The 22,227-nt window shown below is 61.2% G+C and carries 18 protein-coding genes; 13 read left to right on the top strand and 5 right to left on the bottom strand.

The features are described from left to right. Window positions 1-22 precede the first annotated feature (22 nt). Together OKW28_RS41500 and OKW28_RS41505 are read left to right on the top strand one after the other, a co-directional pair. Window positions 23-676, top strand: coding sequence for a glutathione S-transferase family protein (locus tag OKW28_RS41500; protein ID WP_184034757.1), 654 nt, complete (start codon window positions 23-25; stop codon window positions 674-676). After that, window positions 673-1,905, top strand: coding sequence for a multifunctional CCA addition/repair protein (locus OKW28_RS41505; protein ID WP_429454040.1), 1,233 nt, complete (start codon window positions 673-675; stop codon window positions 1,903-1,905). The genes OKW28_RS41500 and OKW28_RS41505 overlap by 4 nt, the downstream gene beginning before the upstream one ends. A gap of 34 nt (window positions 1,906-1,939) precedes the next feature. Here OKW28_RS41505 and OKW28_RS41510 read toward each other — a convergent pair whose 3' ends face one another. Continuing rightward, window positions 1,940-2,134, bottom strand: a complete 195-nt coding sequence (locus OKW28_RS41510; RefSeq protein ID WP_018418711.1) for a DUF2905 domain-containing protein — start codon at window positions 2,132-2,134, stop codon at window positions 1,940-1,942. Between the two features lie 31 nt (window positions 2,135-2,165). After that, window positions 2,166-3,368, bottom strand: a complete 1,203-nt coding sequence (locus OKW28_RS41515; protein WP_429454042.1) for a class I SAM-dependent methyltransferase — start codon at window positions 3,366-3,368, stop codon at window positions 2,166-2,168. A 13-nt stretch (window positions 3,369-3,381) separates the two neighbouring features. Here OKW28_RS41515 and OKW28_RS41520 point away from each other — a divergent pair, with 13 nt between their 5' ends. The 5 genes from OKW28_RS41520 to glmS all read left to right on the top strand — a co-directional run bounded on the left by OKW28_RS41520 (window position 3,382) and on the right by glmS (window position 9,081). After that, a complete protein-coding gene (locus OKW28_RS41520) occupies window positions 3,382-4,209 on the top strand; it encodes an SDR family oxidoreductase (RefSeq protein WP_184065800.1) in 828 nt (275 codons plus the stop codon). A 91-nt stretch (window positions 4,210-4,300) separates the two neighbouring features. Next, window positions 4,301-4,696, top strand: a complete 396-nt coding sequence (locus OKW28_RS41525) for a dihydroneopterin aldolase (RefSeq protein WP_018418708.1) — start codon at window positions 4,301-4,303, stop codon at window positions 4,694-4,696. Between the two features lie 3 nt (window positions 4,697-4,699). Further along, window positions 4,700-5,701 carry a tRNA 2-thiocytidine(32) synthetase TtcA gene (ttcA, locus tag OKW28_RS41530; RefSeq protein ID WP_429454045.1) on the top strand — a complete coding sequence of 334 codons (1,002 nt, stop codon included), beginning with the start codon at window positions 4,700-4,702 and terminating at the stop codon, window positions 5,699-5,701. A gap of 141 nt (window positions 5,702-5,842) precedes the next feature. Next, entirely contained in the window at window positions 5,843-7,204 is a 1,362-nt protein-coding gene (gene glmU / locus OKW28_RS41535) for a bifunctional UDP-N-acetylglucosamine diphosphorylase/glucosamine-1-phosphate N-acetyltransferase GlmU (protein ID WP_429454047.1), read from the top strand. Window positions 7,205-7,263: 59 nt separating this feature from the next. Further along, window positions 7,264-9,081: a glutamine--fructose-6-phosphate transaminase (isomerizing) gene (glmS, locus tag OKW28_RS41540; RefSeq protein ID WP_429454049.1), complete on the top strand. Its 1,818-nt coding sequence runs from the start codon at window positions 7,264-7,266 to the stop codon at window positions 9,079-9,081. Between the two features lie 131 nt (window positions 9,082-9,212). On the opposite strand, the gene OKW28_RS41545 is transcribed toward glmS, so the two are convergent. From OKW28_RS41545 to OKW28_RS41555, 3 genes are all read right to left on the bottom strand, one after another. Further along, window positions 9,213-9,671, bottom strand: a complete 459-nt coding sequence (locus OKW28_RS41545) for a hypothetical protein (protein ID WP_429454051.1) — start codon at window positions 9,669-9,671, stop codon at window positions 9,213-9,215. 109 nt (window positions 9,672-9,780) lie between these two features. Next, the gene (locus OKW28_RS41550) at window positions 9,781-10,047 is read right to left on the bottom strand and encodes a prevent-host-death protein (protein ID WP_429454053.1); all 267 of its coding nucleotides are present in this window, start codon (window positions 10,045-10,047) and stop codon (window positions 9,781-9,783) included. A 253-nt stretch (window positions 10,048-10,300) separates the two neighbouring features. Continuing rightward, window positions 10,301-10,654 (bottom strand): hypothetical protein, encoded by a 354-nt coding sequence (locus OKW28_RS41555; RefSeq protein ID WP_429454055.1) that lies wholly within the window; start codon window positions 10,652-10,654, stop codon window positions 10,301-10,303. Between the two features lie 301 nt (window positions 10,655-10,955). Between OKW28_RS41555 and OKW28_RS41560 the strand changes: the two genes are divergently transcribed. The 6 genes from OKW28_RS41560 to OKW28_RS41585 all read left to right on the top strand — a co-directional run bounded on the left by OKW28_RS41560 (window position 10,956) and on the right by OKW28_RS41585 (window position 22,217). Further along, window positions 10,956-13,349, top strand: a complete 2,394-nt coding sequence (locus OKW28_RS41560; protein WP_429454056.1) for a TerB N-terminal domain-containing protein — start codon at window positions 10,956-10,958, stop codon at window positions 13,347-13,349. Next, the gene (locus tag OKW28_RS41565) at window positions 13,346-14,644 is read left to right on the top strand and encodes an ATP-binding protein (protein WP_429454058.1); all 1,299 of its coding nucleotides are present in this window, start codon (window positions 13,346-13,348) and stop codon (window positions 14,642-14,644) included. Before OKW28_RS41560 ends, OKW28_RS41565 begins: the two co-directional genes overlap by 4 nt. Continuing rightward, window positions 14,616-16,868, top strand: coding sequence for a DEAD/DEAH box helicase (locus tag OKW28_RS41570; protein ID WP_429454060.1), 2,253 nt, complete (start codon window positions 14,616-14,618; stop codon window positions 16,866-16,868). Before OKW28_RS41565 ends, OKW28_RS41570 begins: the two co-directional genes overlap by 29 nt. A 79-nt stretch (window positions 16,869-16,947) precedes the next feature. After that, a complete protein-coding gene (locus OKW28_RS41575) occupies window positions 16,948-19,608 on the top strand; it encodes an AAA family ATPase (RefSeq protein WP_429454062.1) in 2,661 nt (886 codons plus the stop codon). 283 nt (window positions 19,609-19,891) lie between these two features. Further along, window positions 19,892-21,769: a DEAD/DEAH box helicase gene (locus OKW28_RS41580; protein ID WP_429454064.1), complete on the top strand. Its 1,878-nt coding sequence runs from the start codon at window positions 19,892-19,894 to the stop codon at window positions 21,767-21,769. A gap of 16 nt (window positions 21,770-21,785) precedes the next feature. Beyond that, entirely contained in the window at window positions 21,786-22,217 is a 432-nt protein-coding gene (locus tag OKW28_RS41585; RefSeq protein ID WP_429454066.1) for an EcoRII N-terminal effector-binding domain-containing protein, read from the top strand. Window positions 22,218-22,227 lie beyond the last annotated feature (10 nt).

The raw sequence follows: 22,227 nt of genomic DNA on the forward strand, positions 1-22,227 counted from the left end.
TTCCCTCTACCTGATAACAAGTATGAAACTGCTGATTGGTGACAAGAACTATTCGTCGTGGTCGATGCGTCCGTGGCTGCTGCTCACGCACTTCGGCATTCCGTTCGACGAGGAACTGATCCTGCTGTACGAAGCGGACACGAATGCGAAGATCCGCGCTCAGGCGCCGCGCGGACCGGGCAAGGTGCCGTGCCTGATCGACGACGCCGGGCAGGCCGTGTGGGATTCGCTGGCGATCGCCGAAACGCTCGCCGAGCGCTTCCCGCAACACGCGCTGTGGCCGCGAGACGCGGCGGCGCGCGCGCATGCGCGCAGCGTCAGCGCCGAGATGCATTCGGGGTTCGGCGAGTTGCGCTCGAAGATGTGGATGAACATCCGTGCGTCGTTCCCGGGCAAGAACGCGACGCCGGGCGCGCTCGCCGATATCGCGCGGATCGAGACGATCTGGCGCGACTGCCTCGAGACCTACGGCGGTCCGTTCCTGTTCGGCGAATTCGGCATTGCCGACGCGATGTTCGCGCCGGTCGCGATGCGCTTCAACACGTGGAAGCCGGCGTTGTCGGAGACCGCAGCCGCCTATGTCGAGCGGCTCACCGAGCTGCCCGCGGTCAATGCATGGATCGACGCCTCGCGCCGCGAAACGCACGCGATCGCCTATCAAGACGAATGCCCATGAATATCTATGCGGTAGGTGGCGCGGTCCGCGACGAGCTGCTCGGCGTGCCGGTGCAGGACCGCGACTACGTGGTGGTGGGAGCGACACCCGAGCAGATGGTCGCGCAGGGCTATCGGCCGGTGGGCAAGGACTTTCCGGTATTCCTGCATCCGCAGACGCACGAGGAGTACGCGCTCGCGCGCACCGAGCGCAAGACGGCGGCCGGCTATCACGGCTTCCAGTTTTTCTATGCGCCCGACGTGACGCTCGAAGAAGACCTCGCGCGCCGCGATCTGACGATCAACGCGATGGCGCGCGAGGTGCGCCCGGACGGCGAGCTGACCGGCCCGGTCATCGATCCGTTCAACGGCCAGGCTGACTTGCAGGCGCGGCTTTTTCGCCATGTCAGTGCCGCGTTCCTCGAAGATCCGGTGCGGATTCTGCGCATCGCGCGTTTCGCGGCGCGTTTCGTCGATTTCACGGTCGCGCCGGAAACGCTGGCGCTGATGCGCGAGATGGTCGCCGACGGCGAAGCCGATGCGCTGGTGGCCGAGCGCGTGTGGCAGGAGGTGTCGCGCGGGTTGATGGAGAAGAAGCCGTCGCGGATGTTCGGCGTGCTGCGCGACTGCGGCGCGCTCGCGCGGATTCTGCCGGAGATCGACGCACTGTTCGGCGTGCCGCAGCGCGCCGACTATCACCCCGAGGTCGATACCGGTGTTCACGTGATGATGGTGCTAGACCATGCCGCGCAGCAGGGCTACGCGCTGCCGGTGCGCTTCGCGGCGCTGACGCACGACCTCGGCAAGGCGACCACGCCGGAGGACCTGCTGCCGCGGCACATCGGCCACGAGGGCCGCAGCGTCGATCTGCTGAAGCCGCTGTGCGAGCGGCTGCGCGTGCCGAACGAGTGCCGCGATCTGGCGGTGCTGGTCGCGCGCGAGCACGGCAATATTCATCGCGTGATGGAGATGGGGGCGGCGGCTCTGGTGCGCCTGCTCGAGCGCAGCGACGCGATCAGGAAGCCGGCGCGCTTCGCCGAGGCGCTGCAGGCCTGCGAGTCGGATGCACGCGGGCGGCTCGGCCTCGAGATGAGCGAGTACCCGCAGGCCGAGCGGCTGAGGCTTGCACTGGTGGCCGCGCGAGGCGTGGATGCAGGGGCAGTGGCGCAGCGGCTCGCCGATGCGCCGGCAGGCATCAAGGACGCCGTGCATGAGGAGCGCGTGCGTGCGGTAGAGGCTGCGCTGGCTTGAAGTCGCGCGGGCGTAATGTAGCGCGCGACGGCGCCTACAACACCCGCGCCAACAGCGACAACAGCATCGACAGCACCAGCGTCGACATGAACGGAAACGGATACTCGCGGCCGAACAGCCGCAAGGTCACGTCGCCGGGCATCCGGCCGATGCCGAGCTTCCTCAGCCACGGCCAGCACGACGACAGCACCGCGACGGCAACGAAGGTAGTCAAAAGCCAGCGAATCATCGCGAGTCCTCGAGCCAGAGCGGATTCACAATCACAGCGTATGCGAACGATCGCCGCTCGAAAAGGCGCGCAGCGCATCGTCGAGTCCACGCGAAAACGCGATCACCTTGAAGAGCTCGCCCATCTCCGCCTCGGACAGCAGCTTCTGTACCGCATTGGCGGCCGGAAGAAAGCGCGCGGCGTCGGCGGGATCGATTTCGCCGAGCGCCTCGGTGACGCCCGCGTTCAGCAGAAAGCGCGCTTGCGATGTGAAGCCGAGCAGGTCCGCGCCGGTCTCGACGCCCGCCTCGGCGATGCCGGTGAATTCGACGTGCGCGGTGATGTCCTGCAGACCGGGGTACAGGAACGGGTCGCCGTGCGCGCGGTGCCGGTAGTGGCACATCAGCGTGCCCTGCGCGCGCTGGTCGTGGTAGTACTCGTGGCGCGGAAAACCGTAGTCGATCAGCAAGATCGCGCCGCGCGCTAGCATCGTGCAGATGGTGCGCGTGAAGGCGCGCGCGGCTTCGTGCGTTTCTGTCACGTAGTCGTCGCCGGCCGGTTCGCGGGTCGCATCGATTTCGGTCAGCAGCGCGAGGTCCGCGGCGGCCGCGACGGGGCGGTCGTCGAACGCGAAGGCGCCGTCGCGCCACACCACGCCGCGCTCGCGCCAGACACCGCCGTTTTGCGCGAAGAGCCGCACCGGCATCGCATCGAGCACCTCGTTGCCGATCACCACGCCTTCGAAGCGCTGCGGCAACGCGTCGAGCCAGCGCACTTTCGCGAGCAGCGCGGGCGCGGCCGCCGCGATCGTTTCGCGCTGCCGCTCGCGCAGCTCACCCGATAGATCGATGATCGAATAGCTGTCGAACTCGGCGCCGAGCGTGTCGAGCGCATTGAGCAAGCCCGCGGCGAGCTTGCCGGTGCCGGCGCCGAACTCCATCACATCGCGCGTGCCACTCGCCTCCAACGCTTCGGCGAGCGGGCGCGCGAGCGTCGCGGCGAACAGCGGCGACAATTCCGGCGCGGTGACGAAGTCGCTACCGTCGTCGGCGCGCAGGCCGAATTTACGCGCACCGCCGCTGTAGTAGCCGAGCCCCGGCGCGTACAACGCGCGCTCCATGTAGCGATCGAACGGCAGCCATCCGCCGGCCGCGTCGAGCTGCGCGCGGATCTCGGCGACGAGCGCGTCGGACTGCGCGAGCGCACTCGGGCCGGGAGCAGGTAAACTATCGGGTTGGTGAGCTTTCGGATTCATCCCCGCATTGTAAATGACCGTTTCTCCGGACATCGCTGCCCGCGCGGCTGAACTGCCGCCCGAAACGCCCCGCGTCGTGCTGATTACGGGCGCTGCGCGCCGCATCGGGCGCGCGCTCGCACTCGGCTTCGCCGCGCGCGGCTGGGACGTGGCCGTGCACTACGGCGCCTCCCGTGAGGACGCCGACGAAGTGGTCGCGCAGATCGTCGCGCTGGGCCGCCGCGCGGTCGCGCTGCACGCCGAGCTCGGCGACGAGGCGCAGGTCGCCCGGCTGCTGCCGGACTGCGCCGCTGCGCTCGGACGGCCGTCGTGCATCGTCAATAACGCGTCGCGCTTCGAGGAAGACACGGCGCGCGACGTCGGCTACGAGCTGCTGCTGAAGCTGACCGCGATGAACGTCGGCGCGCCGCTCGTGCTCGCGCGCATGCTTTACGACGCGACGCCCGATGCGGCGTTGCGCGACGAAAGCCAGCGCGGCGTCGTCATCAATGTGCTGGATCAGAAGCTGTACAACATGAACCCGGACTATCTGTCGTACACGCTGTCGAAGGCGGCGCTGCAGACCGCGACGGTCGCGCTCGCTCAGGCGCTCGCGCCGAAGCTCCGGGTGGTCGGGCTCGCGCCCGGGCTGACCATGCAATCGGGCGACCAGACCCAGCACGGGTTCGAGGCCGCTCACCGTATGACGCCTCTTGGCCGTGCGTCGCGGCCCGAGGATATCGTCGCCGCCGCGCTGTATCTCGCGGATGCAGCCGGCGTTACCGGAACGACGCTGGTGGTCGACGGCGGGCAGCATCTCGTGCCGCTGCCGCGCGACGTGATGTTTTTGACGGGCGCCTGACACGCGCGCGTGGCCGGCCTTCGAGGCGGTCATCGCGTGTGGCGAAGCGCCCCTTTGCGTGCCCCGCACGCTTTTTTGGACTGGAACGAACATGTTTGCCGCTCTTTCGCACCCCCGGCTCGCCGATTGCCGCCGGCTTTTTCTGCGCAATTACGAAGTGCACATCAATATCGGCGTGCACGACTTCGAAAAGCGCGGCGAGCAGCGCGTCGTGATCAACGTCGAACTGTTCGTGCCGCTCACGATGTCCACGCCGGTGCACGACAAGCTCACCGAAGTCGTCGACTACGACTTCATGCGCTCGACGATCGCCAGGCGGGTCTCGCAAGGCCATATTCATCTGCAGGAAACGCTGTGCGACGACCTCGTGCGCGCGATGCTCGAACATCCGCAGGTGCGCGGCGCGCGCGTGTCGACCGAAAAGCCGGACGTGTATCCGGACTGCGATGCGGTCGGCGTCGAAGTCTTCCGCATCAAGGAGGACTGAGCGATGAACGCACCGGAAATGCTGACCGCAGGCAACGAAGCCGCCGAGGCCACCGCGGCACCGAGCGCCGCCCGCGCCCCGAAATCGCCGCTCACGCGCCGCGAGCAGAAGGAAGCATACGAGAACAACAAGCTCTTCAAGCGTCTCGCGCGCCAGGTCGGCCAGGCGATCGGCGACTACAACATGATCGAGGACGGCGACAAGGTGATGGTGTGCCTGTCGGGCGGCAAGGACAGTTACGCGATGCTCGAGATCCTGATGCGGCTGCGCGAGCGCGCGCCGATCAATTTCGACATCGTCGCGGTAAACCTCGACCAGAAGCAGCCAGGCTTCCCCGAACACGTGCTGCCCGAGTATCTGACCCAGCTCGACATCCCGTTTCACATCGAGAATCAGGACACCTACAGCATCGTCAAGCGGCTCGTGCCGGAGGGCAAGACCACCTGTTCGCTGTGCTCGCGGCTGCGGCGCGGCATCCTGTATCGCGTCGCCGGCGAGCTCGGCGCGACCAAGATCGCGCTCGGCCATCATCGCGACGACATCTTGCAAACGCTGCTGCTGAACCTGTTCTACGGCGGCAAGTTGAAGGGCATGCCGCCCAAGCTGCAATCGGACGACGGCAAGAACATCGTGATCCGGCCGCTCGCCTACGTGAAGGAAACCGATCTGGAGAAGTACGCCGAGCTGCGTGAATTCCCGATCATTCCGTGCAATCTGTGCGGTAGCCAACCAAACCTTAAGCGCGCGGAAATGAAGGCGCTGGTCCGCGACTGGGAAAAGCGTTTCCCGGGCCGCATCGAGAACATGTTCAATGCGTTGTCGAACGTGGTGCCGTCGCATCTGATGGATCACCAGCTGTTTCCGTTCGCGGGGCTGCGCGCGACCGGCGAAGCCGACCCGCAAGGTGACATCGCGTTCGACGAAGAACCATGCTCGAGCGGCGACGAAGGCGCGCCGCTCACCAGTGCGAAGACCATTTCGCTGGTCCAGTTCGACGACCTGTAACGAGCGAAAAGTGCCTGTTCCAGCGGCATTCCGGCGCTTTTCCGCTGACTTGCAAGTCCTGCCGAGGCCGCGTCTGCGGCCTTTTTTGCAGATGCAGCATGATAGAATCGTCCGCTCCAAACTCGTCTATTTGCCGACGCCATGAACATCGTCATTTTGGCGGCAGGTACCGGCAAGCGCATGCGGTCCGCGCTTCCCAAGGTGCTCCATCCTCTGGCCGGCCGGCCGCTCCTCGCTCACGTCATCGACACCGCCCGCGCACTGAAGCCGGCCCGCCTGATCGTCGTGATCGGCCACGGCGCCGAAGCCGTGCGCGAAGCCGTCGCGGCGCCCGATATCCAGTTCGCGGTGCAGGAGCAACAGCTCGGCACCGGCCACGCGGTGCAGCAGGCGCTGCCGCTGCTCGATCCTTCGTTGCCCACGCTGGTGCTTTATGGCGACGTGCCGCTCACGCGTGCGCAAACGCTGCGCGCACTGACCGGGCGTGCCGGCCAGGACGGCTACGGCGTGCTCACCGTCACGCTCGACGACCCGACCGGTTACGGCCGCATCGTGCGCGATCTGCACGGCAACGTGCAACGCATCGTCGAGCAGAAGGACGCGAGTCCCGAGCAACGGAAGATCGCCGAAATCAACACCGGCATCATCGTCGCGCCGACCGCGCGCCTTGCCGGCTGGCTCGCGGCGCTCAAAAACGACAACGCGCAAGGCGAGTTCTATCTGACCGACGCGGTCGAAATGGCGATCGAAGCCGGCCTCGAAGTCGTCACCACGCAACCCGACGACGAGTGGGAAACGCTCGGCGTCAACAGCAAGCAGCAGCTCGCCGAGCTCGAGCGGATTCATCAGCGCAATGTCGCCGACGCACTACTGGTCGCGGGCGTGACGCTCGCCGACCCGGCGCGCGTCGACGTGCGCGGCACGCTCGAATGCGGCCGCGACGTGTCGATCGACGTCAACTGCGTGTTCGAAGGCCGTGTGACGCTGGCCGACAACGTCAGCATCGGGCCGAACTGCGTGATTCGCAACGCGAGTGTCGGCGCCGGTACGCGCGTCGATGCGTTCACGCACATCGAAGGCGCGGAAGTCGGCGCGAAGGCCGTTGTCGGTCCGTATGCGCGCTTGCGCACAGGCGCGGCACTGCAAGACGAGTCCCATGTAGGGAACTTCGTCGAGATCAAGAACGCGGTGCTCGGTCATGGCTCGAAGGCCAACCACCTCACCTACATCGGCGATGCGGATGTCGGCGCGCGCGTGAATATCGGCGCGGGCACGATCACCTGCAACTACGACGGCGCCAACAAATTCCGCACCGTGATCGAGGACGACGTGTTCGTCGGCTCGGACACGCAACTGGTCGCACCAGTGCGCGTGCAGCGCGGCGCGACGATCGCGGCCGGCACCACGGTGTGGAAGGACGTCGCCGCCGGCGCGCTGGTGTTGAACGATAAAACCCAGACGAGCAAGACGGGCTACGTGCGCCCTGTCAAAAAGAAAAGCTGATCGATACGGCGTGCCCACGAGGCGCGCTCACTGATTCCGGCACTGAAAAGGAATACACCATGTGCGGCATTGTCGGCGCGGTTGCGCAACGTAATATCGTTCCCGTCCTGATCGAAGGACTGCGACGCCTCGAATATCGCGGCTACGATTCGTGCGGCGTCGCCGTGCTCGGCGCTCGCGGGCCGAGCCGCGCGCGCAGCGTCGCGCGCGTGGCCGACCTCGAAGGCCAGGTGCGCGACGGTCACCTCGAAGGCGTGACGGGCATCGCGCATACACGCTGGGCCACGCATGGCGCACCGGTCACCGACAACGCGCACCCGATCTTCTCGCGGGATGCGCTGGCGTTGGTACACAACGGCATCATCGAAAACTACGAAACCTTGCGCGAAATGCTGCGCGGCAAGGGTTACGAGTTCGTCTCGCAGACCGACACCGAGGTTATCGCGCACCTGATCCATAGCCTGTATCGCGGCGACCTGTTCGCTGCGGTGCGCGAGGCGATCGCGCAACTGCACGGCGCGTATGCGATCGCGGTGCTGCACAAGGATCAGCCGCATATGGTGGTCGGCGCGCGCCAGGGCTCGCCGCTCGTGGTCGGGCTCGGCGACGGCGAAAACTTCCTCGCATCGGATGCGCTCGCGCTCGCAGGCAGCACCGAGCGCTTCATCTTCCTCGAGGAAGGCGACGTCTGCGAACTGTCGCTCGATGGCGTGCGCATCGCCGATCGCCAGGGCGAGGCCGCGCAACGCGAGGTGCGCCAGGTCGCGGCCTATGGCGGCGCGGTCGAACTCGGCCCGTATCGCCACTTCATGCAGAAGGAAATCTTCGAGCAGCCGCGCGCGATCACCGACACGATTCCGCAGGCCGACGCGTTCGATGCGTCGATCTTCGGCGAAGGCGCGCGCCAGGTGTTCGCGGACATCGACGGCCTGCTGATTCTCGCGTGCGGCACCAGCTACTACTCGGGGCTCACCGCCAAGTACTGGCTCGAATCGCTCGCGAAGATTCCGAGTCAGGTCGAGATCGCGAGCGAGTATCGCTATCGCGAGTCGGTGCCGAATCCGAAGTCGCTGGTGGTGGTGATTTCGCAGTCGGGCGAAACCGCCGACACGCTCGCGGCGCTCAAGCACGCGCAGGAGCTCGGCCACAAGCATACGCTCGCGATCTGCAACGTCGGCACGAGCGCGATGGTGCGGCAGACCGAGTTGTCGTTCCTCACGCACGCGGGCCGCGAGATCGGCGTCGCGTCGACCAAGGCATTCACGACGCAGCTGGTTGCGCTGTTCACGCTGGCGGCAACGCTCGCGAAGCTGCGCGGACGTTTGAACGACGAGCAGGAAGCGAGTTATCTGAAGCAGTTGCGCCACCTGCCGGCGGCGCTCAACAGCGTGCTCGCGCTGGAGCCGCAGATCATCGCGTGGTCGGAGGAGTTTTCGCGCAAGGAACATGCGTTGTTCCTCGGCCGCGGCATGCACTATCCGATCGCGCTCGAAGGCGCGCTGAAGCTCAAGGAGATTTCGTATATCCACGCCGAGGCGTATCCGGCTGGCGAGCTGAAGCACGGGCCGCTGGCGCTCGTGACCGAAGCAATGCCGGTGGTGACGGTCGCACCGAACGACGCGCTGCTCGAAAAGCTGAAGTCGAACATCCAGGAAGTGCGCGCGCGCGGCGGCGAGCTTTATGTGTTCGCCGATGCCGATACGAAGATCGTCAACGGCGAAGGGCTGCATGTGATCCGGATGCCAGAGCACTATGGCTTGCTGTCGCCGATCCTGCACGTCGTGCCGCTGCAGTTGCTCGCGTATCACACCGCTTGTGCGCGTGGCACGGATGTGGATAAGCCGCGGAACCTGGCGAAGTCGGTGACGGTGGAGTGACGAAGGCGTAGCGGCAAACCGGGCTGGGGAGTACCATTAGTTTCGGTTAATTGGTGCCATTAGTTTCGGTTAGCGGCGACACCCCGCTGCGTCCAAGTCCTTGTCAGCAAAGGATTAACCGAAACTAATGGTCACGTTCCAAGGCCATCGCGCGCCGGCATAAGTCGAATCCCTCGAGGCTCTAACAGAAGCCACTCCACCGCACCATCCGGGTAGTCCTCCGGCCACCCCCTTGCCAGCAATTCCATCGCTTCGCGCAACCGCATCACCGCATCCGATTCACCGTACTCCGCCCCAACGCTCGCCACCCTCACTGTTTCCAGCACCGTTTGCGCGCAAGCAACCCGGTCCATCGCCCGGCGTAAGCGCACGAAGCTGGCATCAGAAATCCCCGCGTCTCGTGCCGCAACTTCGATGTCGGTGACGGCATCTGCCAGCAGAATAGCCAACAGTTCAACGGCTTCGCGTCCAGAATAAGTGAGCGCTAACTCACCTTGGCGTGTCGGCAGGTGGAAGGGCGGAGAATTCATCGCCAGTGAAGCAATGCCGTTTAAATGCACATGCCGCACGACCGGCGCATCTGCTCGCACGGCTCCCTGTATTCAGACGAGAGTGCGCCGATTGGTCGCCATGTAAGGTCTTCTCGCGTCGTAGCGAAAGCGAGGAGGCGCGAGCGAAGAAGCTACTTTCGTCAAGCCGCTATCGCGAAGAATTTCTTGCAGCAGTCAGCCGGCGTTCGAGCTCCGAAAGAACGTCGCTGGCACTGAAATATTCGTTGTCGCGACCTGCCTGCTTCTCTGAAGCGAGGCCTCTCGAGATAAATCCATCTTGGACACGGCGGCGCGCGATGCAGTCGCGCAGCGCCAATTCCATGAATTCAGGGAGCGATTCGTTTTTGCGGAGCACACCTTCGGCCGCCACCAGAAGTGCTGGGTCGACACAAAGTGTCAGGATGGTCGTCGTCATGGGTCGCCGCCTCACAAATGACGTCGAAGACATTTTGGCCGCAACGCTAAGCACTTGCAACGCTTCCGCTCGCGCGGGGCTCCGCCGCTATGAACCAGATGCTGGCAATCACGTGTGTCTCGGCGTTGTTAGCCGCGGCTCCGCCGGCCGTCTGTCGGCTTCACAGATAGGTTCGCGACCCCGCGAAAGCGCGAAAATTTCTCATCAACGTCGTCACGGAACGGTTTTCGACCGTCCGTGCTCGCAATTCGGTTTATCGCGGCAAAGTCCACTCCACTGCCCCGGCCGGATAGTCCTCCGGCCACTCTCTTGCCAGCAATTCCACCGCTTCCCGCATCCGCATCCGCATCACCGTCTCGTCGCGCTTCGCCCCCACGCCGGCCACCCTCACTGTTTCCAGCACCGTTTGCGCGCAAGCAACCCGGTCCATCGCTCGGCGCAAGCGCACGAAACTGGCGTCAGAAATCTGCAGGTCTCGTGCTGCCACCTCGATGTCGGTCGGTGCTTCAGCCAGGAAGCAGTCGAACAAGTCGGCGCCACGGCTCGCAAAATAAGTGAGCGCACACTGACAATAAGATTGGCCGCTGGCAACGTTAGATTTTTCCATCGCTAGTACAGCGATGTGATTTATATCGCTGTACAACAACGGAGCGGCCTCGGTGACTGCCCAGCATCCAACGAATAGCTTGTAGAACGCCCGTCGTTTCGTCAAATCGGTCTTCGCCCGTTGAGTTCAGACTTGTTTCCACAGACGCAACGTCGCGTCTTGGTCGGCTGACGACGAATTCCGCATTGCAAGCCGGCGACGCGCGGCTGCTTGCTTTCGTCGTACTATACTGCTCGAAAATCGGCGGAGATGACCGGACGAGTCAATCCGCATAGTTCAAAAGACGTGAGAGATTGAGACCATGGGCCGGAAGGCGAAAAAATCGGGCTCCGGCACGGGCATGCTGGTGTTGGCCCTATTGCTGGCAATCGTACTTGCGCCGAAGGGCGGCTGGACCCTCTTCCTTCTCTTCTTGCTCGTTTCCGCGCTTGTTGCTGCCTTTAGCCAGAAAAAGGAGAAGTCGACTGTTTCCAGCGGCAAGCCCTCGCGCTCAGCCGAGCCAGGCGATATCAAGTCAAACCCTCCAATGTCGCCAAACAATATGGGCAGTCGCGCTCAGCCCGAAGACGAATTTCTGACGGTGACCCTCTCATCCGATTCGACTTCTTCGTCTTATCGAATTGCCCGCCCGTCGCTCGAATCGGCGCCGAACGTCCGCTGGGTCAGCGTCGGCGACACAATTGAGATTGGCGGCGTAGCAATCCCTGGTGGCATGTTTTATCTGGGCGTGCCGCGACGGGGTGAGGCACACAGAGGACTCGACGCGTGCGTGCTCAACCCAGGAGCCAACATCGCACGTTCGGCCAGCGACGTCTCCAATGGATTGGAGGACTACTGGCTCAGCTATAACGGCTTTTCGGCCGAGCAGCGGCGCGCTTACCTTCAGTGGTTGGCATCCGACCGCTCGGACCCACGATTGCATCGAAGCTTTGCCGTTTTCTACCTGTATGGTCTCGAGAGGCGCGTCCTCGTCGACGGGATGCAGGGAAAGGTGCCGAACGACGAATTCGAAGCTATCGCGAATGAGTTGAGGCGCCTGAATACAATATATCCGGACGCCCTGAGGACGGGATACATTGACGGGTTGCTAGAGTTTATCTTCGTGCATTTGACACACCCTAGGCGCCAATACGAGCATGCGCCGGGGACAATCAAGGGAGGTTTCGAGGTCCCCCTAAGCCTACGCGTAGCGTTTGGCCAGGCCGCGGTTGATAAAAAGCCGGTTCCGCCCGATTGGGCAATCACTTGGGCGCTATCAGACCCAGGCGTAAGTAAGCGCACGCCAGTGACGCGCTGCGAAAGCGAATTTCGTCAACTGTTTTTGCGGAAGTACCGAGAGCGATTTCGCGAAGGCATGATGCTCACGGCGAACAAGACAAAGCTAAGGGTGTCTGCCCGCGCCGCGTTCCCTGCACTGCAGAACGTCGAATACCCGGATTACATTACGGCACTACCGGATATTGCTGCGGTATCGGGGCCACGCAACAAAATCCAGCAACTGGTCAATGAGTGCTCCGACTCCCTTGACGCATATAGTCGATTTCTCGGCCGCGACCCCGATGCAAAAGGGTCGCTGGAAGGCGCGCTCCTGCTGCCAGTCGAACTATGGCCAGAAAGCGCTCGGCAGGAACTCGAGTCGCTGGCGAAAGATGTTGGCAATGTGACCGTTGTGACGACCTTCGGCAGCCTGTTCGAGCGGTTCAAAGCGTCGGGCAACATCTCGCGCGACAAGCTGACCACTTTTGCCCGTGTTCTGGGAGAGGCCGGCATTGCTATCGAACCGGATGTGCGAATCTCTGGCCGGACTCCGAAGAGCGGCGACTACGTCGGGTTGTATGCGACGCATCCAAGCACCTCAACCAATTTCGTTGACGACAGTTACTTAACGTTCGCGCTAATGGTGGACATGGCGGCATCGATTGCGATGGCTGACGGCAAGGCGTCTGAGCAGGAAGTTGCGTTGATTCATCGCCAGATTGAGTCGTGGCCGCAATTGACCGCCCGACAGCAGGACAGGCTCAGAGCCCGCGCGGCAGTGCAGACTGCCCAGCCGCCCACACCAGCGAGCCTGAAGAAGCGGCTCGAACCGCTTTCCGCGGAGGCAAAAGTTTCCGTCGCCACGTTACTTGTGCAGACAGCAAATGCGGATGGGTTTGTCTCGCCGGCCGAAGTGAAAATGCTGGAAAAACTCTACCAAATGCTTGGTCTCGACCCTCAGCGGCTTTATGGGGACTTGCACGGAAACAATGTTGCCCGTTCCTCCAACGTATCGCGAACGTCGTCCGCGGCTGGCAATGCGCCGAGAAGCTTGGTGCAAACGCCTTTTGCTCTGGATACATCGAAAATCGAGGCACTGCAGATGGAGACGGCAAAAGTCTCCGCCTTATTGGCTGATGTGTTTGCGGAAGAGGTCCCGGTTGCAGAGCCTGTCCAAGAAGCCCTGGAGCCACAGACGGGCTCTGCAAGCCTGCTGGGACTGGACGACGCGCACTCGACATTTTTGCGCCTTCTGCTGTCACGTCCGTCATGGACTCGCTCCGAGCTTTCTGACGCGGCGTCGGACCTGGAACTGATGCTCGACGGAGCAATTGAACAGGTAAACGAAGCCTCGCTCGACCATTGGGACGAACCGCTGACTGACGGCGATGACCCAGTCGAAATCAATCAGGAATTTGCACAAAGGTTAGCCTCATGACAACAATTCGCCCGAAGGACCGCGATGCGGTCCTTCAGTCCCTTCGCGCCGGCGTCGTTCCGCGCATCGGGCAACATCTAATCCAGGTCGGTCGCGCAAAAGAACTGGAAGCTTTGATTCAGGACATCGGTCGTGTCGCGGACGGTGGCTCGAGCTTTCGGGTGGTGGTCGGCGAATATGGCGCGGGGAAGACTTTCTTTCTGAATCTCGTCAGAGCCATCGCACTCGAGAAGAAGCTGGTCACGGTACATGCGGACCTGAACCCTGACCGAAGATTGCATGCATCCGGTGGTCAGGCACGTTCACTGTACGCCGAACTGGCGAAGAACATGTCGACTCGAACGAAGCCTGACGGCGGTGCGCTCGCGGGTATTGTAGAGAAGTTCATTGGGCAGGCCAAAACCGAGGCTAAGGCCTCGGGGCGAACGACCGACGAGGTGATTCGCCTGCAGCTCAATCAGTTGACCGAGATGGTCAATGGATACGACTTCGCGGACGTTATCGCAGCATACTGCCGCGGATTCGACGAAGGAAAAGAGCAGCTCAAGGGCGACGCGATTCGCTGGTTGCGCGGCGAGTTCTCCACCAAAACCGATGCCCGGGCGGCACTCGGAGTCCGCACCATCATCGATGACGCATCGGTGTACGACCAACTCAAGCTCACGGCTCGGTTTGTCAAACTCGCCGGTTACGGCGGGATGGTGGTGTGCCTCGACGAGCTGGTGAACCTGTACAAACTCGCGAACGTCCAGGCGCGGAACTCGAACTACGAACAGATTCTGCGGATTCTCAATGATTCGCTCCAAGGGTCTGCAGAAGGACTGGGGTTCGTTCTTGGGGGTACCCCCGAGTTTCTGCTCGATACGAAGCGGGGGCTCTATAGCTACACCGCCCTTCAGTCGCGGCTTGCCGAAAACACGTTCGCCACGAATGGTTTTGTCGACTACACCGGTCCGGTGATACGGTTGGCCAGCCTTACGCCTGAGGACTTTTATGTCCTCCTGGATAAGATTCGCTTCGTCCACGCGTTCGGCGACGCGACCAAGGCGATTTTGCCGCAGGAGGCGATTCCGGCCTTCATGGCGCATTGCGCCATGCGGCTCGGTGACACCTATTTCAGAACACCGCGCACGACGATAACGGCGTTCATTAACCTGTTAGCGGTTCTGGAACAAAATCCGTCGGCTGACTGGCGGCAGTTGATTGGGACGCTCGAAGTCGAGAAGGATACGGGAGGCGTGGCTGACGTTGCGACCGAGGGTGACGATGAATTCGCCAGCTTCCGCCTCGGCTGACTCCCGAAGCTTCGACCTGCTCCACGAAAAGATTCGACGTTGGGTCTGGAGGGAGGGGTGGACCGAGCTACGCGACGCGCAGGAGCGCGCCGTGCCCGCGCTCATCAATGCAGACCATGACATCATCATCGCAGCAGCGACAGCGGCCGGGAAAACCGAAGCTGCGTTCCTTCCCATTCTGTCGAATTTACTGCGGGACGAACCGTGTACCGGGTCGGTGCTCTATATAAGCCCGTTGAAGGCCCTTATCAACGACCAATGGTCGCGATTGAATGACCTTTGCGAAGAGCTTGAGATTCCCGTGATTGGTTGGCACGGAGACGTGTCAGCTAGCCGCAAGCAGCGATTCTTTAAGAATCCCAAGGGCGTTCTGCTGATAACGCCCGAGTCGCTTGAAGCGATGTTTGTCAATCGTGGTTCGTCCTTGCAGGCAACATTCGGCGCGCTGCGCTACATCGTTGTCGATGAATTGCATGCGTTCATTGGGTCTGAGCGGGGAAAGCAGCTCCAGTCACTGATGCACCGGGTCGAGCGCACATGCGGACGGCGGGTTGCTCGCGTGGGGCTTTCTGCCACGCTCGGCGACATGCAGCTTGCAGCGCAATTCCTTCGGCCTGGCCACGACACCGCCGTCGAGGTCATCCAATCGAAGAGCGGCGGTCAGGAACTGAAGGTGCTGATAAAGGGCTTTGTCCTCCGACCACCCAGAATCGAACTGGAACCCGATTTAGAAAATCCGGTGCTGGAGGACGCGGTCCCCGGAAGTACCGTCGACGTCGCGAACCAGCTGTACAAGTCGCTGCGTGGCTCAAACAATCTCATATTCCCCAACAGCCGGCGGCTCGTTGAAACCTATGCCGACCTTCTGCGCCGCGCGTGTGAAAGAGACGGATATCTGAACGAATTCTGGCCGCATCATGGAAGCCTTTCGAAGGAACTCCGCGAGGACACGGAGCAAGCACTCAAGGACGGCACCAGGCCGGCGAGCGCCATCTGCACGACGACTCTGGAACTCGGTATCGACATCGGCGCAGTAAAAAGCATCGCGCAGATTGGTGCGCCGCCATCGGTAGCGAGCCTCCGTCAACGTCTCGGGCGCTCAGGCCGGCGCAAGGGAGAGTCGGCAATCTTGCGCGGGTACTGCGTCGAATCAGAGCTGAAGGCGGATTCCGATTTTTCCGACCGGATACGGGAAAGTCTGGTCCAGTCAGTCGCGATGGTAAGTCTGTTGATGCGAGGATGGTTCGAGCCGCCCAGGGTTGGCGGAATGCATGCGTCGACTCTAATCCAGCAAATTCTGTCCATCATCGCCGAGCGTGGTGGGTGTACGGCCGCAGAGCTTTGGGCCAGCCTGATAGCCAGTGGTACGTTCGAGGCAATAGATAAGTCCTCATTCACGGAGGTCTTGCAGAATCTGGGCAAGCTGGACCTTCTTGTCCAATCGTCAAACGGGCTGCTCCTTCACGGCGGGGTCGGTGAAAAACTGGTCAACCACTACGAGTTCTATTCGGCTTTCGCCAGCGATGAAGAATTTCGAGTGATTGCTGGTGGACGCCAGCTTGGAAGCGTCCCAGTGGCGCACCCGCTGACCAAGGGTCAGGGCTTAATATTTGGCGGACGGCGCTGGCGTGTCGAAGAAGTCGTCCAAGAAGGAAAGACCATTTACGTAACACCCGATAAAGGTGGCGCTCCGCCGCAATTTGATGGCAACGGCGCGATGGTTCATGACGAGGTGCGGCGCGAAATGCGGCGTCTTCTGGCGGGCGCGGAACCCGTATTGTTTCTGGACGCCGCGGGCCAAGGAATGCTGCGAGAGGCGCGTCGATACTATGCCGAAGCGTCACTGGAACGGACCGCCATTTTCCGAGAGGGCTCGGGTACCTTTATTGCCACGTGGCAAGGTGATTATCTCAACGACGCTCTGGTCCTGCTGCTACGTGCCAACAAACTCGACGCGTTTAACAATGGCGCAGTCATCGGCGTGTCGAACGGCAGCGCAGAGCGCGTGACGGAAGCTCTACATCAGATTGGTCAGTTAGACCAGGCGACAGCCATCAAGACCGTAGCCGAGATAGAAAATCTTGACCGGGAAAAATGGGACTGGGCGCTACCGATGTCCGTGAAGCGCGCCGCGTTCGCATCGACGCATCTCGATATTGACGGCGGCTTGGCATTCGCTCGAAGTACTGCGCGGTCTGCGACGGACGAACCGACGACCAAATAAGCCGAAAGCCGCTGGCTCCGAGAAGCGGTGGTTTCGTGAAGTTGCGGCGAACATTACAACGACACTGAGAGGAGCAGTAATGGCTACTGCCAAACAAGATTTTGAACACTTCGTCCGCCGGCTCTACGAGCCGGATAGCGCAATGCCTCCCGACGTGCGCCGTCTGGCGATGCTCTGTTTGCAGAACTTCGACGAGCTTGCGGCAACCACAAGACAACGCAGTCAGCGCTCAATTACTCTTGCGCGGCTAATACGCGACTCAATGCCGGAAATCGCGGACGTCGTGCCAGCACCGGCGGCTCAAGCCGTCGCTGGCGCGTGGGCATGGAAGCGGCTGCGCAACTTCACTCTTGGTCCGTTCCGTGGATTCAGAAACCCTGAGACCTTCGACCTGACCAAGCAGGTGGTCCTCTTCTATGGCCCGAATGGAAGCGGTAAGACTAGCTTGTGCGAAGGATTGGAATACGCGCTGCTAGGCGAGGTCGAGGAAGCAGGCGCCAAGCGAATCGTCGCGCGCACGTACCTCGCGAATTTGCACGCCGGGCGCTTCGTTGACCCCGTCCTGACAGCAACGGACCACCGGGGCGGTGAAATCAATGTCGCCGCGAACCCTGACACGTATCGCTTCTGCTTCGTCGAGAAGAACCGGATTGACTCCTTCTCTCGGATTGCTGCACGGCCGCCAGCACAACGAGCAGAATTGATAGCCACGCTGTTTGGCATGGACCAGTTCAGCGACTTTGTCGGCAACTTCAATGAAAACATCGACGGCCAGCTCGTCCTGACTGATAACAAGCAAAAAGCGTTGGCCGCGCAGCGTGCCACGCTGGCCACTGACCAACAAACCGTAAAAGGCGAAGCGGAGTCACTTCGCGGGCTTGATGCCGAGGAAGCCAAGTTGGGGCTCGAACACGCCGCAGGCACGACCTATGAAATGCTTAAGCAGCTCATTGGCTCCGAGGCAGTACCTGGCCGACTCCATGCCCTCAATGCCATTCTGGAACGCATGCCGCCAAGCATCATCGGTGTGACGAGTCTGGGACTCGTTGCAGCATTTGACAAGGCGAACGAGTGTCAGAGCACAGTTGACGAACATACTGCCGCCCTGCGTGCCCGCAGCGAGCAAGTATCGTTCAAAGGCCTGTATGACGCGGTCGTTGCCCTGAAAGAGTCTGTGGGAGACCGGTGCCCCGCGTGCGATACACCACTTGCCGGGCCGATGCAGGTGACGACCAACCCGTACGAGAAAGCATCGGCAGGGCTTAAGCAGCTCGAGGAGCTTGGCACCCTTCAGGAAAAGCAACGTGCCGCACAGCGCGAAGTGGACCAAGCATCCCGGGAACTTCGGGAGTTGCTCGGTCGGGTATCTGGGTTCCTCGCTTCGCTGACTGAGAAGCCGACAGCGCTCACGCAGTTTCTTGCTCCATTGCCGCCAGCCCCTGCCGGCGCATGGTGGGCCGGCGTCTATCCCAAACAGCCTGCACAACCAGCCAACCCTGACGTGCAGCGGGAACTGCTTGCAATTGTGGAGCGTATGGAGGCACAAGATGCCGCTTCGCATCAAGCGCAACAGAACCGGCAACCCCACGTCGAGGAGCGCAGGCGTCTTGAGGATTTTCGCCTCAGAGTTCAAGCACAAGACCAAAAACGGCAGACACTTAAGGATAACGTCGCTGCGGCCAGCAAGCGTATTGACGCTTTTGACGTTGCAAATGCCCAACTGATAGCAGAGGCCGAACAGGAGCGACTCGCTATCGCTCGCGACACGCCGCTGAAGGGTACGTATGACCGATTCCTCGAGGAGCTGCGGTCGTATCGGGACCGCCTCCCGGGTCAATTGATGGCGGGCCTCAACGAGACGGCGCTTAATCTGTACAACGAGTTCAATCGCAACGACCTGGACGCCGACAAGCTTGCGGCACTGCATTTGCCCTTGACGGACGATGGAAAAATTGAAGTCACCTTCCGCGGCGACCAAGACAGACGTGTTGATGCATTGCATGTCCTGAGTGAAGGTCATATCCGCTGTCTTGGCCTCGCGATTCTTTTGGCAAAGGCGAAGAGCATCGACTCACCGACGATTGTTTTCGACGATGCAATCAATGCGATTGACCACGACCACCGCGGCGGTATCCGGGAAGCCATATTTGAGAGCGATACGTTCGCGGACACTCAAATCGTCGTCACCTGCCACAGCAACGAATTCATCAAGGACATCCAGCAACATCTGCCCCGAGAGCGCGACTCTCAGGTTTATCTCTTCCGCCACCATACTGGAGACCATCATCCGCGCGTAAGCGGCAATGTCCCAACTGCGAACTACGTTGCGAAAGCGCGAGCTGCTCGGGACGTATTGAACGACCGGGAAGCTTTGTCTGCATCACGGCAGGCGCTCGAGATGCTAACCGAGAAGGTCTGGCGGTGGCTGGGAACACATGACCTAGGTACGCTCAGTGTGCCACTCGCCGGTGTCGGCGCGGAGCCGGCGCTTAGAAACCTGTGCGAGGCGCTGCGGAAGAAGCTGCGCGATGCCGGCTCGTTCAATCACGCCAACAAGGAAATAATTGTTGGAGCACTGGAGCGCATCCTCGGCATCCCAGGGACCAGCCTTATTTGGACTTACCTGAACAAAGGCACACATGAAGAGGCGGACCGGGATGACTTCGATGGCGAACAGGTAGAGGCGGTTGTTCGCACGCTCGAGGAACTCCGTGATTTGGAGCTCCGCAAAGGGAAATAACATCTAGCCTTCGAGCAGTGACACCCTCCAGGCAGATACTCCCACATGGAAGCCCTCGCAGGCGATTCTGCGTGCAAATTCAGCGAACATTCTCGTACTATTACGTATCACGCTCCCAAGTTGGCGCGTGACAGCAAGCACGCGCATCGGATGCTTTTGCGCCGGTTCGCGGGGACAGCCGTGGAGCATCGATGGGCCAAATGAGTACACTGTTGGCTAATGGTAAACATTGGCGTCAATGTTGGTATTTGAGCGACCACAATACGACCGGAAAATCGTCGTCATGACCAGCGCTACATGGGTGGCCGAAGGCTCCCAAATTTTTCTCAAAAAAGCGACCGGGGAGCGCCTGCTCCTGCCGGCAATCGATATCTTCCGGGCGGTCTTCGGGCGGTTGCGCATTTGCGGGGACGAGGCTGTTCGTAGTCCAGTGGAAGACATCGCCGGATTAACATTCTCCCGCGAGCCGGCCCAGCCAGCCGTTTTTCTCTCGGGATTTGATGGCCGAAACCTCCGGCTTTCGCTTGGTCTGGCCACGGATACCGGTTTCGTTCAGGTACACAGAGTTGGCGACCAGTTGATTCATGGCGGACGGTGGTATCCCATAAGAGAAGACCTCGTGCGAACAGCTCACAACTGGCTGACGACCGCAGGCATCGATACGGAGGGGCGTATCACCATTGGTGACCTTGTTACCTTGCGCGCTCAGAAGGACCTACCATTTGCTCTGTTCGATGAAGTGGCGTTCAACGCCTCTGCACCGGTAGTTGGCAACACGCAAGGGCAAATTGCCGGATTTTCTGGGACGCTTTACGCATACCAGTCATCAGGGGTCGCTTTTTTGTCCGTTGTGGCGGAACAGGGCGTCGGCTGCATCCTCGGGGACGAGATGGGACTGGGCAAGACGGCGCAGGTCATTGCAATGCTCCAGATTGAAAAGAACGCCGGGCGCGGCCCGTCCCTTGTGGTTGCTCCGGCAACATTGCTAGAGAACTGGCGCAGGGAACTGGCGCTCTTTGCACCGACGCTCTCTGTCTTACTCCATGCCGGCGCAGACCGGGCTGGCTCAGCCGGCCGGCTACGAGATGCGGACGTCGTTCTCGTTTCCTATGACACGACCATTCGCGACGAGGAAATACTCAATCAGCTTCATTGGAACGTAGTCGCACTCGACGAGGCACAGGCAATCAAGAACCCCGACGCCGAGCGGTCAGCTACGGTTAAGCGGATACCTCGCCGGGTTTCGATAGCGATAACTGGTACGCCTTTGGAGAACTGCATTGATGACCTATGGTCCTTGTCAGATTTCGTCATGCCGGGCCTACTCGGAGCACGGACCGCATTTACCTCCCAGTTCGGGAACGAACTGGAGGACGCCGCGCGATTGGCGCCTATCGTTGCCCCGATGCTGTTGCGCCGAAAGGTGCAGGACGTAGCGCAAGACCTGCCCGAGCGGATTGAGGTGCCTCAGGCATTAAGGATGTCCTTGCCCCTTGCTCAGACATATGAAGCTCTGCGCAAAGCCACTCTAGAGCAGTTCGGCGCTGCCGGCGGTCTCGTCGCGACCACGCGCCTTCGTATGCTGTGCGCCCATCCATCGTTGGTAGGGAACTGGCACACCGACCCTTCAGTCGAGATGCCAAAATACGAACGGACGATTGAACTTGTCGATGAAATCTCTAGCTCGGGGGAAAAAGCGCTCGTTTTTTCAACCTACCAGGCTGTCGCGGACCTCTTCATGTCCGATTTTCCGAGGCGATTCCCGAAGGGCTTTTTTGACTTTATTGATGGCCGGGTCGACAGCGCCGGACGACAGGAGGTCGTCGACCGGTTCTTCGCGCACAAGGGTTACGGCGTACTCTTTTTGAATCCCAAGGCGGCAGGTTCCGGCCTTAACATCACGACCGCAAACCACGTGATTCATTACAACCCGGAGTGGAACCCCGCACTCACGGCCCAAGCGTCGGCACGCGCATATCGAAGAAAGCAATTGAAGCCCGTAACTGTTCACCACCTGTTCTACGTGCAAACTGTCGAAGAAGTGATTAGAGGTGCTGCAGCTTTCAAGCAAGACCTTGCCGATGAAGCTGTAACCGGTCACGACGGAAATGTTGACCCAATGACCATCGCGCGGGCGCTGCAGATATCACCGCTTGCCTGAGACTGGAGCTAAACAAGTGACAAAAGAAGTTCGGAAGAGATTGAGCGCCAACGACGTCGGGACCACGGGCGGTCACCAAGCAGGTATTTTGGTTCCAAAGGAAGAGCGCATCCTTTCGTTCTTTCCGTCCCTCGACAAGACGGTTAAGAATCCGAGAATGAAACTTGTAGTCTTCGAGCGACAGAGTCGGGAGCGTTGGGAGTTCAACTTCATCTATTACAACAACAAGCTCTTCGGTGATGGGACTCGTAACGAATACCGCCTGACAGGTATGACGGGATTCATGCGTGCCATTGACGCCAAGGTTGACGACGCACTGGTCTTCTCACGCGACGAAAACGCTTCTTTCGAGGTCGACATCATTCGCTCGAACACGTCATCCAGTCTGGAAATAGACGGGGATACGCTCGTTTTGGGCGGAGGATGGACGGTCATCCACTCGAGTTAACTGAAAATTG

This window comes from Paraburkholderia sp. 40 (genome assembly GCF_050434105.1).
Classification (GTDB): domain Bacteria; phylum Pseudomonadota; class Gammaproteobacteria; order Burkholderiales; family Burkholderiaceae; genus Paraburkholderia; species Paraburkholderia tuberum.

Excerpts from the sequence above, each read along its gene's own strand:
- OKW28_RS41505 (WP_429454040.1), top strand. The coding sequence starts at position 673 with ATGAATATCTATGCGGTAGGTGGCGCGGTCCGCGACGAGCTGCTCGGC.
- OKW28_RS41575 (WP_429454062.1), top strand. The coding sequence starts at position 16,948 with ATGGCTACTGCCAAACAAGATTTTGAACACTTCGTCCGCCGGCTCTAC.
- OKW28_RS41580 (WP_429454064.1), top strand. The coding sequence starts at position 19,892 with ATGACCAGCGCTACATGGGTGGCCGAAGGCTCCCAAATTTTTCTCAAA.
- glmU (WP_429454047.1), top strand. The coding sequence starts at position 5,843 with ATGAACATCGTCATTTTGGCGGCAGGTACCGGCAAGCGCATGCGGTCC.
- OKW28_RS41550 (WP_429454053.1), bottom strand. The coding sequence starts at position 10,047 with ATGACGACGACCATCCTGACACTTTGTGTCGACCCAGCACTTCTGGTG.
- OKW28_RS41515 (WP_429454042.1), bottom strand. The coding sequence starts at position 3,368 with ATGAATCCGAAAGCTCACCAACCCGATAGTTTACCTGCTCCCGGCCCG.
- OKW28_RS41500 (WP_184034757.1), top strand. The coding sequence starts at position 23 with ATGAAACTGCTGATTGGTGACAAGAACTATTCGTCGTGGTCGATGCGT.
- OKW28_RS41570 (WP_429454060.1), top strand. The coding sequence starts at position 14,616 with ATGAATTCGCCAGCTTCCGCCTCGGCTGACTCCCGAAGCTTCGACCTG.
- OKW28_RS41560 (WP_429454056.1), top strand. The coding sequence starts at position 10,956 with ATGGGCCGGAAGGCGAAAAAATCGGGCTCCGGCACGGGCATGCTGGTG.
- OKW28_RS41565 (WP_429454058.1), top strand. The coding sequence starts at position 13,346 with ATGACAACAATTCGCCCGAAGGACCGCGATGCGGTCCTTCAGTCCCTT.
- OKW28_RS41525 (WP_018418708.1), top strand. The coding sequence starts at position 4,301 with ATGTTTGCCGCTCTTTCGCACCCCCGGCTCGCCGATTGCCGCCGGCTT.
- ttcA (WP_429454045.1), top strand. The coding sequence starts at position 4,700 with ATGAACGCACCGGAAATGCTGACCGCAGGCAACGAAGCCGCCGAGGCC.
- OKW28_RS41555 (WP_429454055.1), bottom strand. The coding sequence starts at position 10,654 with ATGGAAAAATCTAACGTTGCCAGCGGCCAATCTTATTGTCAGTGTGCG.
- OKW28_RS41510 (WP_018418711.1), bottom strand. The coding sequence starts at position 2,134 with ATGATTCGCTGGCTTTTGACTACCTTCGTTGCCGTCGCGGTGCTGTCG.
- glmS (WP_429454049.1), top strand. The coding sequence starts at position 7,264 with ATGTGCGGCATTGTCGGCGCGGTTGCGCAACGTAATATCGTTCCCGTC.
- OKW28_RS41520 (WP_184065800.1), top strand. The coding sequence starts at position 3,382 with ATGACCGTTTCTCCGGACATCGCTGCCCGCGCGGCTGAACTGCCGCCC.